The 15,201-nt window shown below is 75.2% G+C and carries 11 protein-coding genes and 1 pseudogene; 6 read left to right on the forward strand and 6 right to left on the reverse strand.

Annotated features, from left to right (window positions below; genetic code table 11):
• On the reverse strand, nt 1–882 hold an 882-nt coding region (locus ACIRBX_RS09185; RefSeq protein ID WP_402294866.1), incomplete at its 3' end, for a GlxA family transcriptional regulator.
• An 82-nt stretch (nt 883–964) separates the two neighbouring features.
• Here ACIRBX_RS09185 and ACIRBX_RS09190 point away from each other — a divergent pair.
• Nucleotides 965–1,567: an MBL fold metallo-hydrolase gene (locus ACIRBX_RS09190; RefSeq protein ID WP_402294868.1), complete on the forward strand. Its 603-nt coding sequence runs from the start codon at nt 965–967 to the stop codon at nt 1,565–1,567.
• A gap of 72 nt (nt 1,568–1,639) precedes the next feature.
• Here the strand turns inward: ACIRBX_RS09190 and ACIRBX_RS09195 are convergent.
• Together ACIRBX_RS09195 and ACIRBX_RS09200 are read right to left on the reverse strand one after the other, a co-directional pair.
• Nucleotides 1,640–2,839, reverse strand: a pseudogene (locus tag ACIRBX_RS09195) (S8 family serine peptidase); the annotation flags it as partial.
• Nucleotides 2,840–3,100: 261 nt separating this feature from the next.
• Nucleotides 3,101–5,953, reverse strand: coding sequence for a LuxR C-terminal-related transcriptional regulator (locus ACIRBX_RS09200; RefSeq protein ID WP_402294870.1), 2,853 nt, complete (start codon nt 5,951–5,953; stop codon nt 3,101–3,103).
• A gap of 190 nt (nt 5,954–6,143) precedes the next feature.
• On the opposite strand from ACIRBX_RS09200, the gene ACIRBX_RS09205 reads away from it, so the two are divergent.
• Together ACIRBX_RS09205 and ACIRBX_RS09210 are read left to right on the forward strand one after the other, a co-directional pair.
• The gene (locus ACIRBX_RS09205) at nt 6,144–6,938 is read left to right on the forward strand and encodes a DUF6426 family protein (protein ID WP_402294871.1); all 795 of its coding nucleotides are present in this window, start codon (nt 6,144–6,146) and stop codon (nt 6,936–6,938) included.
• Nucleotides 6,939–6,954: 16 nt separating this feature from the next.
• On the forward strand, nt 6,955–8,025 hold the full coding sequence (locus ACIRBX_RS09210; RefSeq protein ID WP_402294872.1) for a Fic family protein: 1,071 nt from the start codon (nt 6,955–6,957) through the stop codon (nt 8,023–8,025).
• A gap of 28 nt (nt 8,026–8,053) precedes the next feature.
• On the opposite strand, the gene ACIRBX_RS09215 is transcribed toward ACIRBX_RS09210, so the two are convergent.
• Entirely contained in the window at nt 8,054–8,911 is an 858-nt protein-coding gene (locus ACIRBX_RS09215) for a hypothetical protein (protein WP_402294874.1), read from the reverse strand.
• Nucleotides 8,912–9,432: 521 nt separating this feature from the next.
• Here ACIRBX_RS09215 and ACIRBX_RS09220 point away from each other — a divergent pair.
• The gene (locus tag ACIRBX_RS09220) at nt 9,433–10,329 is read left to right on the forward strand and encodes an A/G-specific adenine glycosylase (protein ID WP_402294876.1); all 897 of its coding nucleotides are present in this window, start codon (nt 9,433–9,435) and stop codon (nt 10,327–10,329) included.
• 609 nt (nt 10,330–10,938) lie between these two features.
• Here ACIRBX_RS09220 and ACIRBX_RS09225 read toward each other — a convergent pair.
• Nucleotides 10,939–12,492, reverse strand: coding sequence for an MDR family MFS transporter (locus ACIRBX_RS09225; protein WP_402294878.1), 1,554 nt, complete (start codon nt 12,490–12,492; stop codon nt 10,939–10,941).
• Between the two features lie 133 nt (nt 12,493–12,625).
• Between ACIRBX_RS09225 and ACIRBX_RS09230 the strand changes: the two genes are divergently transcribed.
• Nucleotides 12,626–13,240 (forward strand): TetR/AcrR family transcriptional regulator, encoded by a 615-nt coding sequence (locus ACIRBX_RS09230; RefSeq protein ID WP_402294880.1) that lies wholly within the window; start codon nt 12,626–12,628, stop codon nt 13,238–13,240.
• A 72-nt stretch (nt 13,241–13,312) separates the two neighbouring features.
• Here ACIRBX_RS09230 and ACIRBX_RS09235 read toward each other — a convergent pair whose 3' ends face one another.
• The gene (locus tag ACIRBX_RS09235) at nt 13,313–14,203 is read right to left on the reverse strand and encodes a peptidoglycan DD-metalloendopeptidase family protein (RefSeq protein ID WP_402294881.1); all 891 of its coding nucleotides are present in this window, start codon (nt 14,201–14,203) and stop codon (nt 13,313–13,315) included.
• A 412-nt stretch (nt 14,204–14,615) separates the two neighbouring features.
• On the opposite strand from ACIRBX_RS09235, the gene ACIRBX_RS09240 reads away from it, so the two are divergent.
• Nucleotides 14,616–15,188, forward strand: a complete 573-nt coding sequence (locus ACIRBX_RS09240; RefSeq protein ID WP_402294882.1) for a hypothetical protein — start codon at nt 14,616–14,618, stop codon at nt 15,186–15,188.
• Nucleotides 15,189–15,201: the final 13 nt, after the last annotated feature.

The following is a 15,201-nucleotide window of genomic DNA, read 5'->3' on the forward strand; positions in this document are numbered from 1 at the left end:
GCTGCGGTAGCCGACCAGTCGGGCGACTTCCTCGACCGGTAGTGCTGTGGTCTCCAGCAGTTCCTCGGCGCGGGACAGTCGCAGCTCCAGCAGCCAGGCGTGCGGGGTGGTGCCGGTGGCGGCGGTGAAGCGGCGGGCGAAGGAGCGGCGGCTCATCAGGGCCCGGCCGGCCAGTTCGGCGACCGGGAGCGGGCGGTCCAGGTGGGCCCGGGCCCAGGCGAGCACCTCGGCCAGCCGCTCGTCCTCGGTGTCGGCGGGGACGGGGGTGGCCAGGTACTGGGCCTGGCCACCGGCCCGGTGCGGCGGGAGCACCAGGTCACGGGCGATCGCGTTGGCGGTGGCGGCGCCGTACTCGCGGCGCAGCAGGTGCAGGCAGAGGTCGAAGCCGGCCGCCGCGCCCGCGCCGGTGACGATGGCGCCCTCGTCCACGTAGAGCGCCTCGGGCTGCACCGCGACCTCGGGGTGACGGGTGCTCAGCAGGTCGGCGAAGCGCCAGTGGGTGGTGGCCCGGCGGCCGTCCAGCAGGCCGGCGGCGGCCAGCGCGAAGCTGCCCACGCAGTGCGCACCGACCAGCGCGCCCCGGGCGTGCGCGGCGGTCAGCGCGGCCAGCACGGCGGGCGGCGGCGGGGTGCGGAAGTCGGCCCAGGGCAGGAAGAGCACCAGATCGGCCCCGGCCAGCCGGTCCAGCCCGTGCGTGACCTGGACCGGGATGCCCACGTCGGTCGGCACCGGCCCGGGGCGCTCGGTGCAGAGCGCGAAGTCGAAGGAGGGCAGCCCGCCGCCGCGCTCGGCGAACACCTCGGCGATCACCCCGACGGCCAGCAGTCCGACCCCGGGCGGGGCGTAGGCGGCGACGGAGCGGAAGGGGGCGGGCGGCGGCATCCGCGCAGTCTGGCACGAAACCCGCGATCGATGGCATCACGGCCACTCGTCGGGAGCCCGCGGCTCGGCGAGGCTCTACGGCATGACCACTGACGCAGTTGACGCACCGTCCGGCCGCAGCGCCTCCTTCACCGTCCTGACCACCGGCTACACCCTCTCCACCGGCCCGGGGGTGGCCGCCACCGTCTCGTACGTCACCGACGGCGGCCGGCACGTGGTGGTGGATCCCGGCATGGTGGCCCACCGCGACCGCATCCTCGGCCCGCTGGCGGAGCTCGGGCTGACGGCGGACCGGGTCACCGACGTGGTGCTGAGCCACCACCACCCGGACAACACCCTGAACGTCGGCCTGTTCGGCGAGGCCACCGTGCACGACCACAAGGCCGAGTACCGGGCCGACCAGTGGCTCGACCGGGATGCCGACGGCCACGCGCTCACCCCCTCGCTGCGCCTGATCGCCACCCCCGGCCACAGCCCGGAGGACATCACCCTGCTGGCCGGCACCCCGGACGGCGTGGTGGCCTTCGTCGGCGACCTCTGGTGGCGGCCGAACGGCCCGGTCGAGGATCCGGTCTCCCCGGACCAGGCGGTGCTGCGCGCCTCCCGGGAGCGGGTGCTGGCCGTCGCCGATGTCATCGTGCCCGGCCACGGCGCCCCGTTCCGGGCGGCCGACGCGCTGCTGTAGCGCGTGCGGCTGCCCGCCGCGGCCGGGGAGGCCGGGCGGGCAGCGGACGGGGGTGAGGGGGTGTCAGCTGGTGACGCGGAGCAGCTTGTTGGGGCTGCCGGTGCCGATGCCGGTGAGCACGTTGGAAGTGGCCGCCGCCACCAGGGCCGCGCTGACCGCCGCCGGGGTGGCGGTGGTGTGGTACGAGAGGTAGACGGCCGCCGCACCGGCCACGTGCGGGCTGGCCATCGAGGTGCCGGAGATGGTGTTGGTGGCGGTGTCCCCGGTGCCCCAGGCCGAGGTGATGTTCGAGCCGGGGGCGAACAGGTCGACCCGGGTGCCCCAGTTGGAGAAGCTGGAGCGGGCGTCGGTGTTGGTGGTCGAGCCGACCGTGAGGGCGGACGGGACCCGGGCCGGGGAGTAGTTGTTGGCGTCCGCGTTCGAATTGCCCGCCGACACCGCGTAGGTGATGCCGGCCGCGATCGAGGCGGCCACCGCGTTGTCCAGGGTGGTGGAGGGGCTGCCGCCCAGGCTGAGGTTGGCCACGGCGGGCTTGACCGCGTTCTTGGTGACCCAGTTGACGCCGGAGACCACGCCGGCCGTGGTGCCGGAGCCGTTGTTGTCGAGCACCCGGACGCCGACCACCTTGGCGGCCTTGGCCACCCCGTACTTGGTGCCCGCGATGGTCCCGGCGACGTGGGTGCCGTGGCCGTTGCCGTCCTGGGCGACGGCGTCGTTGTCGACGAAGTCCCAGCCGTTGGCGGCGCGCGGGGCCAGGTCGGTGTGGCTGACCCGGACGCCGGTGTCGATCACGTACGCGGTGACCCCGGTGCCGGCCCGGTCCGGGTAGGTGTAGCTCTGGTTGAGCGGCAGGGCCGCCTGGTCGATCCGGTCCAGGCCCCAGGACGGCGGGTTGGCCTGGGTGGTGGTGGCGGTGAAGACCTGGTTCTGCTCGACGGTGGCCACCGAGGGGTCGGCGGCCAGCCGGCGGGCCTGAACGGCCGTCAGGCCCTCGACGGCGTAGCCGTTCACGGCCTGGTCCCAGACCTGGGTGATCCGGCCGCCGCGCTGGACGGCGGCGGCCTGGGCCTTCGCCGAGGAGGCGGCCAGGCCCGTGCCCGGCTTGAGGGTCACCAGGTAGCTGCCGGGGATCGCCGAGGGGGCGCCGGCCTGGAGCACCACGCCCTCGGCCGGGGCCGCGAAGGCGGGGGCCGTGACGGCGCCGGACAGCGCGGCGGTGGCGACGGCGGTGGCCAGGGCGACGACTGCGCGGCGGCGGGAGAGCTGTGCCATGAGGGGATCCTCCTCGTCGGTGGTGCGGGGTGAGTGAGGACCAGCCTGCGGTCTTGACGGTGCACCGACGAAGAGGCTTTCTCGTCGTCATGTACCGGACACGGAACCGTCGTTCGGGGTTGGCACGGGGCCGGGCGAAAGCGCACCGAGCGGGCTGCCGGCCGCGGCGCCGAAGGGCCGCGTTCACGGTGGCGTGACGCCCCGGACGCAGAACGGCGGCCTGCCGTGGCCGGATTGCGGCGGACGGGCGCCGGCAGACGGCTACCCGATCCGGCGCAGCAGGTCGGACAGCGCGAGCCGGGACGAGACGTCGAGCTTGCGGTAGACGCGTGACAGGTGGGTCTCCACCGTGCGGGGGCTGAGGAAGAGCCGCTCGGCGATCTCGCGGGTGCGCAGCCCCGTCGCGGCCAGACCGGCGATCTCCCGTTCGCGGTCGCTGAGCAGGCCGAGCGGGTGCCCGGTGCGGCCGTCCGCCGAGAGTTCGGCGCGCATCCGCGCCACCTGCTCCTCCACCAGCCGTGCCGCGTGGGTGCGGGCGATCGTCCCGGCCGTGTCGAGGTGGACGGAGGCCTCGGCCGGGCCGAGGGCCGCCTGGAACGACCGGGCGCCGGTCGCGAGGGTCCACGCGTACTGCACGGGCATCCCGGCCGACCGGAAGGCCTCGGCGGCGTGGCGGAGCAGTTCGGCCGCCCGGGCGTGGTCGCCCTCGGCCTGGTGCAGCCGGGCGCGCGCACACCGCACGTGGGCCTCCTGGACGGGCAGCCCGAGCCGGCCGGCCTCCGCCTCGGCGTCCCGGACCAGCCGCTCGGCCTCGTCCCGCTCCCCGCACTCCAGGGCGGCGGTGGCCAGCAGAGCCAGCACCAGCGGCCGGGAGAAGGGCCGGACCGTGGGCAGCCGGTCACCTGGGCCCTCGGCCAGCAGGGTCCGCCGGCAGCCGGCCGCGTCACCGGCCAGGAGCCTGGCCTGGGCGAGCAGGCCGGTCGCGGAGGCCGACCACCAGCTCGGGCCGTGCGCGGCGGTTCCCCTCGCCGCCTCCTCCGCCGCCGCGACGGCGTCCCCGGCGTGCTCCCGGCCCCGGGCCCAGACGAGCGCCGTCGCGAGGATGGCCCGGGCGAGGGTGACGGCGGGCCGTGCTCCCAGCGAGCGGGCGAGCTCCTCGGCCTCCCGGGCGTGCCGCGCGGAGGCGTCCAGGTGCCCGGTCCACTGCTCGGCCATGGCGAGCCCGAGCAGCCGGTGCAGCCGGACGGGCCGCTGGGGCCCCGGGTGATCCACCGTCAGCCCGCGGCTCAGATGGCGCACCGCGTCGGTGAACCGCTCCAGGTAGAGCTCGGCGCTGCCGAGCAGGGCGAGGGTCTCCGGCGTGCGGCCGGCCAGGGGGTCGGGGAGGGCGTCCACCAGCCGGGCGCAGCGGGAGACGCCGTCGAGGGCCTCGGCCGGCTCGCCCGCGTGGGTGGCGCAGAGCGCTTCGAGCACCCGCAGCGTGGTGCGGTCCGCCGCGCCCGTGCCGCCTGCGGAGCCCGTGCTGCCCGCACCGCGTACGGAGCCCGTGTCGTGCGGCCCGGTCGAGGCCCGGACGGCCTCCCGGAGCAGCGGGGTGGCCTGCTCGTGGGTGCCGCGCAGCACGTGGACCAGCCCGTGCTCGATGACCAGCTCGGCGGCCTCGGTCGGCAGCGGCGCGGGCAGCGGCCGGGGCAGCAGCCCGAGGGCGGCGTCGGCGATGGCCGCCGCCTCCGCGTACCGGCCGAGCTGGCGCTCGGCGCCGACGCAGAGGGCGTGGGCCTCGACCAGCTGCCGTCCGTCCAGCCCGGCGGCCCGGTGCCCCAGCAGTTCGTGCGCGCGGGCGCGAGCCTCGTCCGGCCGGCCCGCGGCGGTCAGGGCCCGGCAGCGGGCGAGCTCCATCGGGATCCGGTCGGTGGCGTCCGCGCCGCCGTCCGGCAGTGACTCCAACGCCAGCCCCCACCAGCGCGCGGCCGTCGCCGGCTCCCGGGCCGCGATCTCCGCGGCCCCGTCCGCGAGGGTCCGCACGGCGAGTCCGGCGTCGCTGCCCAGCAGGTGCTCGGCGTGCCGGGCCCGGTCCCGGGCCCGGCCGCCCCGCTCGGTGTGGAGGTCCAGGGCCCGGCGGTGGGCCCGCAGACGGAAGGAGAGCCCGGCCCGGTCGTGCGCGACGTGGCCGACGACCGGATGGCGGAAGGCCAGGCGGCCCTGCCAGTCGGCCGGGCGGACCAGGCCGGCCGCCTCCAGCTCGGCGAGCGCGTCGATGGTGCGGTCCGTCCCCAGGCCGGAGAGCAGGGCGACGTCCTCCGGCCGGAACGGGCTGCCGGCCACGGCCGCGGAGGCCGCCGTGAGTGCCGCCGCCGAGCTCAGCGCGTCGAACTCGGCGATCAGCGGACCGGCCGCCCGGAGCAGGCCGGCCGGGTCCGGGCCGGCCCGGTCGGGCCAGTGCGCCGGGTCCCAGCCGGCTGCGGCGAGCAGCTGGACGTAGCTCGGGTTGCCCTCTGCCGCCGCGCACAACTCGGCGGCGAGCAGGAGCAGTTCGGGCCCGGATCGGAGATCGGTGGCTGCCGGGACGTGCCGCTCGGCGAGCAGTGCGGCCACCGCCTCGGGGGTGAGCGGGGCCGGCTCGACCCGTGTCACCGTGCCGGCCCGGGCGCCCTCCGCCAGCGCCTCGCGGAGGGCGGACGCGGTCCGTCCGGCGCGGTGGACGAGCACGAGCAGGAACGGGGCGGGCGGCGCGGACCGCACCAGCCGCACCAGCAGGGCCGCGGACGCCGGATCGCACAGGTGGACGTCGTCCAGGACCACCACCCACCCCGCGGCCCAGTCGGCGACCCGCTCGGCCGGACCGTCCCAGGGCTGCCCCCCGGTGGCGGCCCGGCCCGCCTCGCGGGCGTCGCGGAAGACCTGGAGCGGGACGGCCCCGCCGCGCCGGGCGTGGGCCCGGGCCACCGGGTACCCGTGCTCCGCCGCCAGCTCCGCGAGCGCCCCGGCCAGCCGGGTCTTCCCGCTCCCCGGCTCCCCGGAGATCTCGACGACCGAGCCCCGGCCCCGGCCCAGGTCATCCAACAGTCTTACCAAGGAAGCGAGTTCGGGTCGCCGAGAGTCGTCCTGCCGCACAGCGCCTGCTCGCTTCCGTGGTGACGTGGCGTCAATGTCCGGTCCGCCCAAGCCTCTTCGGCGGCAGGCCGGGTTTCCCCTGACGCCGGTGGCCCGGGAGATACGTACGGAGGCTACGTGCTACCCCTGACGCTTTCGCGGACGCGTTCGAAGAAGCTGGGGCCTCCCGACCTTCCGACCCGGAGGAAACGTGAAGCTCAGAAGCATGGCCGTGGCCGCCGCACTCGGCGCCACCGTCCTGACCACCGTCCCGGCCGTCACCGTCCCGTTCGCGGCCCACGCATCCTGCGTGGACGACCACTCCACCTGTGGGAATGACGACCCGCCGAACGACCAGGACCTGCCCGACCCGGTCATCATCACCGTCCCGGGCAGCCCCGGCGGCCCGGGCGGCGGGGGCGACGGCGGGGGCGACGGCGGTGGTGGGCAGGGGCCGGTGAGCGGCTCCCTGCCGACCGTCATCACCAACGGCACCAACATCAGCCGGCTGCCCGAGACCGCGGTGGAGATCGGCCAGCCCTACCTGGAGCTCACCGGCTCCGCCGAACCGGCCCCCACGCCGGAGGACCCCGGCTTCTCGGGCTCCGACGGGAGCGGGGGCGGCGGCGGCTCGGACAGTGCGGTGCTGATCAGCTTCGGCAAGCTCTGGGAGAAGAACGAGAACTGCTACCGCAACGGCAACTCCATGCCCTACAAGGCGACCGAGAAGGTCGACTACGAGGTCAACTACCAGGTCAGCGCCAACATTTCGGCGAAGGCGTTCGAGGTCCTGACCGCCACCATCGGCACCCAGCTCAACACCAAGATCGTCCGGAGTCAGAGCGTCGAGATCAACCTCGGCCCGGGCGAGAGCTGGACGCTGGCCGTCCAGTACCAGACCAACGCCTACCGGATCACGACCTTCGACTACTGGAGCCTCAGCTACAAGACCGAGTTCGTGAACATCACGTCCCCGACCGGCGTCGTGACCGCCCGTCCCTGCTGAGGCCGGTCCTCACCTGATGCGCCCCCACCCCCCGGTGGCGGCACGGCGGGTCCGCCCCGTCGTGCCGCCGCTCGACGCCGAGGCCGTCCCGGCGGCGGCCCGCGCCACGGCGCTGGCCGCCCTGGCCGCGCTCACCGAGGCCGCCGGGCGCCATCTCGGCGACCCCGACCTGTTCCACCGCCCCCGGTACCGCGCGAAGCTGCACCACCGTCACCTCGCCGGACTGCCGGACGACCAGGTGAGGGCCCGGATCGCCGAGGCCGCCGAGGCCCGGGCGGCGGCCGGCCTGCTCGCCGTCCACTCGGTCCGCGCGGAACGCGCCGAACGGCCCGGCCGCCGCCCGTGCTTCACCCCGGACGCCCTCGCCGAGCTGCACGGGCTGCTGGTCGCCGCCGACCCCAACATCCCCGGCGGGGGCGGCTTCCGGCCCGCCACCGGCCGGGTCAACTGGCCGGACGGGCAGCGCTTCGTGATGGCTGTCCGCCCCGGTGCGGAGCTGCGCGATCACGTCCGGCGCTGGTCCGCGTGGGGCACCTCGACCACCTCACCACCCCTCGACGCGGCGGCGCTCTCCATGGTGCGGCTGCTCACCGTCCACCCCTTCCCGGACGGCAACGGCCGGACCGCGCGCCTGCTCGCCGAGTGCGACCTGGTCGCGGCCGGCCTCCTGCCGGGGCTCCTGCTCGACCTGGAGGGCTGGACCGAGCGGCACCGGGCCGAGCACGACGCGGCGGTGGTCGCGGCTGCCGACGGGCACTGGACGGTGTGGGGCGAGCTGTTCGCCCGGACCGTCACCGACACCGCCCGCCACCGGACCGCGACCGTCGAGGCCTACGGAGCCCTGATCGACGCCGCCCTCGCACGCTCCGGGGAGGACGACGCCGCGGCGGCGGTGCTGCACTGCCTGCGCTCCAGCCCCGCCGTCTCCGCGGCCTGGTTGCGCGACCGGATTCCGTACGACCCGGGCCCCGTGCTCGCCCGCCTGCGGGTGGCGGGCGTCCTCGCTCCCCACCCCCGCCTCCCGGGTGCCATGGTCCACCCCGGCTGCCTGGCGCTGCTCGACGCCCGCTACGGGGACGGGCCGTGAGGCGTGCCGGGCCGGTCGGGCCCGGGCCCTAGCCGTCGAGGCGGATCGAGGTGCGGGCCGAGACCGGACCGCCGGCCGGGCCGGTCAGGGTGGCCTGCACCAGGTAGCGGCCGGTAGGAGCGGGCGCCGTGTCCGGCGTGGCGCACTGCGGCTTGGAGCGCCCGCGCTCCCAGGTGAAGGTCTCGGTCAGGCCGCCGCCTGCGCCGAGCTGGGCCCAGGTGTCCTGACGGTCCGTCGGGCAGTCGCCGGAGGACCAGACCCGCTCGTTGGACTCGGCCAGCGTCACGGTGACGGTCGAGGCCAGCCGGCCCAGGTTGACCCGGCAGGCGCCGGCGGAGGTGTTGCGCACGGTGAGGGAGAGCCGGGGCTTCTCCTTGGCCTTGTAGGCGTCCTGACTGCCCGCCAGCTCCAGCGCGAGCTGCCCGGCGGCGCAGACCTGGAGGGCCATCACCTCGGGGGTGTTCACCGGCGGGGGAGTGGCCGCGCCGCCGGTGCCGCCCGCCGCTCCGCCGGTCGCGGTGGAGCCACCGGCCGCACCGGAGCCGGAGCCCTGGCCGCCTCCGGTGCCCGTGCCGCCGGTGGTCAGGCTGACCTCGCCGCCGCCGGAGCCGGAGACCCCGCCGGTGCCGCCGGTCGATCCACCGGAGGAGGAGCCGGTGTTCGGGCGGCTGTCCACGGCCGGTCCGGTCGGGGTGGCGCCGGGAGTGATCGACTGCACCGGCGCGGGCTGGGCGCTGCCCTGCTTGTCCGGCTTCCCGCCCCCGGAGCCGGAGAACATCCAGAAGGCCAGCGCCAGCACGATGGCGAGGGCTACGAGCACGACGATCCGCCGACGCCAGTAGATCGAGGCCGGCAGCGGTCCCACGGGTTGACGCAGAGAAGGCACGGGCAAACTCTACGAGACCCGGAGGACCCGATGGTGCATCAACACCGGTCTGGAGTCGCTTCCTTCACATCATCCGTGTTTTGCTCCGGCCGGGTGAGCCTCCGGCGTGGCCTCCCGGCGAGTGCCGTCCACCGGAGAGCCGCCCCGCCGCCGGGTCCCGTACCGGCGTTCCGCCACCGGCGGGGCCGCCTCCTGCGGCCGGTCCGGGGCTCCGCGCGGGGGTGGCCGTCCCGGCCGAGTGCGGCGCCTGCCGACGAGGCGGCCCGGCAGCTCTGATGGCACGCCCGGGAGGAGGGCTGCTACGGGCAGCCGCTGCTCCGGAGCCGTACCCCACCCCCGCGAACGCCGTGCTTCCGGCGCGCCGCGCACGGCCGGAGCTCCCCGGCGTCTGGCCCCCGGCCTTCGGCCCCCGGCGTCTGGTCCGCCGACGGTGTCCCGCCAACGGGGAGGTGGTCGGGTGCCGGGCGCGCCCACCGGGGCGTTTGTCGGCCTGTTGGGGCCGGTGCGAGGATGGCCGGGCCATGGCTGTCACCACCACTGAGATCCCCGCCCCGCTGCTCCACTCGACCGTGCTCGACTGGTACGCGGCCAACGCCCGCGACCTGCCCTGGCGTACGCCGGAGGCGAGCCCCTGGGCGGTCCTGGTCAGCGAGTTCATGCTCCAGCAGACGCCGGTGAAGCGGGTGCTGCCCGCGTACGCCGCCTGGATGGAGCGCTGGCCCACTCCCGCCGCACTGGCTGCCGACCCGCCCGGCGAGGCGGTCCGGATGTGGGGCCGGCTCGGCTACCCGCGCCGGGCCCTGCGCCTGCACGCCGCCGCGACCGCGATCACCGGGCAGCACGGCGGCGAGGTGCCCGAGGACCACGCCGCGCTGCTCGCCCTGCCCGGGGTCGGCGAGTACACCGCCGCCGCCGTGGCCTCGTTCGCCTTCAAGCAGCGCCACGTGGTGCTGGACACCAACGTCCGCCGGGTCTTCGCCCGCGCGGTGACCGGCGTCGAGTACCCGGCCCAGGCCACCACCGCCGCCGAGCGCCGCACCGCCACCGGCCTGCTGCCCGACGACACCGCCACGGCGGCGGTCTGGGCGGTCGCGGTGATGGAGCTCGGTGCGCTGGTCTGCACCGCGCGCGGCCCCGAGTGCGGCGCCTGCCCGCTGCGGCGGCAGTGCGCCTGGCAGGCGGCGGGCTGCCCGCCCTACCAGGGACCGGCCCGGCGCGGGCAGACCTACGAGGGGACGGATCGTCAGGTCCGGGGCAAGCTGCTGGCGGTGCTCCGGGAGGCGCACGGCGAGGTCCCGCAGGCCCGGCTGGACGCCGTCTGGCCGGACCCGGTGCAGCGCAGCCGGGCGCTGGACGGACTGGTGGCCGACGGGCTGGTCGAGCCGGTGGCGCAGGGGGTCTACCGGCTCCCGCAGTGACCGCTCACCACCGCCGTGCGTGACGGATCGTCAGGTCCGGCCGGCGGCTTCCGGGAGGTGCACGGCGAGGCTCCGCAGGCTCGGCCGGGCCCCGTGCAGCGGGCGTTGGACGGATTGGTGGCTGACGGGTTGGTCGAGCCGGTGGCGCAGGGGGTCTACCGGCTTCCGCAGTGACCCTCACCGCCGCCGTGCTGACGGGCCGCCAGGGTCCGGCGGGCGGCTTCCGGCGGTGCTCCGGGAGGCGCACGGCGAGGCTCCGCAGGCTCGGCGGGGCCTCGTGCAGCGGGCGTTGGACGGGCTGGTCGAGCCGGTGGCGCAGGGGGTCTACCGGCTCCCGCAGTGACCGCATCACCGCCGCCGTGCGTGACGGACCGTCAGGGTCCGGGTGGGAGCCGCCGGGAGCACTTCGGGAGGTGCACGGCGAGGTCCCGCAGGCCTGGTCGGCCCCTGTGCAGCGGGCCCTGGACGGGCCGGTGGCGCAGGGGGCCCACCGGCTCCCGCAGCAAGCCTCGCCCGCGCCTCGTACGCCACGCACGTCGTGCCTCCCTGCGATGCCGAAGGGCCCGGTCCGCACTGCGGACCGGGCCCTTCAGGCGTGCTGACGCGACGTCACTCGGAGAGCACCGGCTCCCCGGCGCCACGCAGCGGCACCTCGCGGAGGAAGACCGAGGCGGCCACCGCGACCAGGCTGATCACCGCACCCCAGATGAAGACGGTGTGGATGCCGTTGGCCACCGCCTGGTGGAAGGTCTCCTGGACCGGGGCGGGCAGTGCGCGGACCGCCTCCGGGCCGAGCTGGGCGATGTTGCCGTGGCCACCGCCCTGGACGCCGGCCTCCGCCATGGTCGAGGTGACCCGGTCGTTGAAGAGCGCGCCGAACAGTGCCACGCCGAACGAGCCGCCGATGGTGCGGAACAGCGTGGCGGTGGAGCTGGCCACGCCCATGTCCTTGAGCTCCACGCTGTTCTGTGCGACCAGCATGGTGACCTGCATCAGGAAGCCCATGCCCGCGCCGAGCACCACCATGTAGCAGGAGGAGACGAAGCGGTCGGTGTCGGTGGAGAGGGTGGAGAGCAGCAGCGAGCCGCCCGCCATCACGGCGGTGCCGATGATCGGGTAGATCCGGTACTTGCCGGTCTTGGTGATGGCCTGGCCGACCACCAGCGAGACCACCAGCATGCCGAACATCATCGGCATCAGCTGGAGGCCGGAGGAGGTGGCCGAGGCGCCCTGCACGTGCTGCTGGTAGAGCGGCAGGAAGGTGACGGCGCCGAACATCGCGAAGCCGACGATGAAGCCGATCAGCGAGACCATGGTGAAGTTGCGGTTGCGGAACAGGTCGAGCGGGAGCATCGGCTCCTCGGCCTTCTGCTCCGTGTAGACGAAGGCGATCAGCGAGGCGATCGCGAGCGCGGTCAGGCCCAGGATCTGCTTCGAGGCCCAGTCGTACTCCTGGCCGCCCCAGGTGGTGATCAGCACCAGCGAGGTGATGCCGATGGTGAGCAGCCCGGCGCCGAGGTAGTCGATCTTCGCCTTGGAGCGGACCGTGGGCAGCTTCAGCGTGACGACGATGAAGGCCAGCGCGACCACGCCGAGCGGCAGGTTGATGTAGAAGGTCCAGTGCCAGCTGAGGTGGTCGGTGATGAAGCCGCCGATCAGCGGGCCGCCGACGGTGGCCAGCGCCATCACGGCGGCGAACATGCCCTGGTACTTGCCGCGGTCGCGCGGCGCCACCAGCGCACCCATGATCGACATCACGCCGACCATCAGACCGCCGGCGCCCAGGCCCTGGACGGCGCGGAACGCGATCAGCTGGCCCATGGTCTGCGACAGGCCGGAGAGCGCCGAGCCGAGCAGGAAGATCGCGATCGAGATGACGAAGGTGCCCTTGCGGCCGTAGAGGTCGCCGAGCTTGCCCCAGATCGGGGTGGAGGCGGCGGTCGCCAGGGTGTAGGCGGTCACCACCCAGGAGAGGTGCTCGGCGCCGCCGAGGTCACCGACGATGGTCGGCATCGCGGTGCCGACGATCAGGTTGTCCAGCATCGCCAGCAGCATGGCGACCACCAGACCGATCATCACCAGCCGGATCTCCCGGGGGGTGCGCGGCGTCGGGTCGGCGGCCGGAGCGGGCGGCTCGACGGTTTCGACCTGCTGTTTCGACATGGGTGTGGGCTCCCTGCAGTACCGCTGCCGGGCTACTTACTTGCCGCCCGGCTAGTTGATTGACCTGTGGCACGGTAAGGTGTCCTTATCCTGGCGTCAAGCCGATTACTGACGGAGTCGAGGCCGCCCACCGATGAGCACGACGCAGCGCCCGCGCACCGGCACCCGGGGGCGGATCATCGACGTCGCCCTGGAGCTGTTCTCCGAACAGGGGTACCAGGAGACCTCGCTGCGGGAGATCGCCGACCGGCTGGGCGTCACCAAGGCCGCGCTCTACTACCACTTCAAGACCAAGGACGACATCGTCCACGGGATCATCGAACAGGCGGCGGCGCCGATCGACGAGGTGATCGCCTGGGGCGAGGAGCAGGAGTGGTCGCCCGAGGTGCGGGACGAGCTGATCCGCCGGTTCGCGGCCGGGTCGGCCGAGCGGGCGCCGCTGCTGCGGTTCTTCCACGAGAACCAGCCGGCCCTACGGGACTCCTCGGCCGGGCTGGAGTTCAAGGAACGCATGATCGCCATGATCAAGCTGGTGCACGGGCCGGAGGCCACGCCGGCGGCCCGGCTCCGGGCGGCGATGGCGCTGTTCTCCTTCCACACCGCGCTCTTCCTGCTCAAGCAGGATCTGGCGGCCGGGCCGGAGGCGCTCTGCGCGACCGGCACGGTGACCACGCTGGACCAGGCGACGGAGGTGGCGCTGGAGGTGGCGCTGGAGATCGCCGCACGGATCGACTCCCCGCGCGACTGATTCTCCGGGCCGCCTGACGGACGGCCATGCGGACGGCCATGCGAACCGTTTGACGGAGGGCCTGGCGGACCGTCAGAAGCCGACGGCGCCGTGGGCCTTGAGGTAGCCGAGCGGGTCGATCACGGCCGCGTAGCGGTTCACCGAGCGGATCTCGAAGTGCAGGTGCGGGCCGGTGGAGTTGCCGGTGCTGCCGGACTTGCCGATCTGCTGACCCGCCTTCACGGTCTGACCGGCCTTCACCCCGATCGAGGACAGGTGCGCGTACTCGGCGAACTTGCCGTCGGGCAGCCGCAGGACGACCTCGTTCCCGTACGCGCCGCCCCGGCCGGCCGAGACCACGGTGGCGTCGGCCACCGCGAGCAGCGGGGTGCCGGTGCTCACCGCGAAGTCGGTGCCCGTGTGGTAGCCGGCCGCGTAGCCGGCGTTCTTGCCGCCGTAGGGGTTGCTGATCTTCGCGCCGGGGGCGGGGGAGTACCAGGACGGGGCGGGAGCCGGAGCGGGCTCGGGCTCGGGCTGCGGTGCGGGGGCCGGTGCGGGGGCCGGGGCCTCGGAGCGCTCGGCGGACCGGTCGGCGGCGGGAGCGTGCTCGTGGGCCTCGGTCGCCGCTCCGTCCTCGGTCTTGGCCGGGGTCAGGGCGAGGTTGTCCGCGATCGAGACGGCGGCCTGCGGGGACGCGGAGTGCGGCAGCTCGTACGCGGCCGGATGGGCCACCTCGACCGTCGCGTGCCGCTCGTCCTGCTCCGGCGCGGTGAACACCGAGGAGCCCGGGGTGGTCGGCCGCACGGTCTGCGCGGGCTGGGCGACGGCGGTGCCGGGCACCAGCAGCGCACCGGAACCGATGGCCAGGGCGCCGGTCCAGAGCGCGACCGTGCGGTGGGCGGCGAGCAGACTCCCGGCAGTGCGGGCGGCGGTCCGGGCGGCGGCGCGGTGCGCCTGGGCGGCGTGGCGGATGGACGTCGTCATGGGGGCGGCACCTCGGGGCAGCGGGGACGGGTGGGGACCAGACAGGTGTAAACGGGCATCGCCGGTCGCCCAAAACGGTGTGACGTACGACGGGCCGTAGTGCACGGCCGGCCCCCTTGACGCGACGACGGCGGCCGGGCCGCCCCCGGTGGCACCGCCTCCGCCCCGGCCTCCTACTACCCGGACTCGTACCGCCCCCGGGGCCTGTGACGAGCCCCACCGCCCTACCCCGCCATGCGGCACCCCAACCGTGAGGCCGGTCACAGAGCTGACAAGGTCCGGGTGGGACGAAGCGGACTCGGCGGACAAGCCGGGCTGATATCCCGATCAACCGACTTGGTGCGTGGACCCCGCGATAGCCTCCGCGCACCCAGAGCTTCGGGGCACCCCCGACCGAGCCGGAACAGGTCGTATGAGACTCCTCCGCACCGCCCTCCTTGCCGTGGCCGCCGCCGCCCTCGCCGCCTGCGGGCCCGGCACCGTCACCCCGGTCGCCTCGCCGACCAGCCCGCCGGCCGCAGCCGCCGCCCTGCCGTCCGCGCCGCCCGCGTCGCCGTCGCCCAGCCCGACGCCCACGCCCACGCCGACTCAGACGCCTGCCGCCGTCACTCCGGCCGCGCAGGCCCCGGTGGCCGCCGCCCCGCCGCCGGCTGCGGCACCGCCCGTCGCGGCGCCGCCCGCCACCAAGGCGGCCACGCCCAAGCCGGCCACCACCGCACCCAAGCCGGCCACCGCGAAGCCGGCTGCCACCCCGCCGCCCGCTGTCGCACCGAAGCCCGCCACCAGTGCACCCGCCGCGCCGGCCACCCCGAAGCCGCCGGCCGCCGCCGCGCCCAAGTGCGAGATCCTCTCCAACGCGGGCAACTGCTACAACGACGGCCAGTTCTGCCGCAAGGCCGACCTCGGGCGCTCCACCCACGACCGCAACGGCGAGTGGATCACCTGCAAGGTGGACGGCTCGGTCAACCGCTGGATCGCCGCCTGAGAGACCGTCGGAC

The sequence above is a fragment of the Kitasatospora sp. NPDC096147 genome (assembly GCF_044763225.1).
Classification (GTDB): domain Bacteria; phylum Actinomycetota; class Actinomycetes; order Streptomycetales; family Streptomycetaceae; genus Kitasatospora.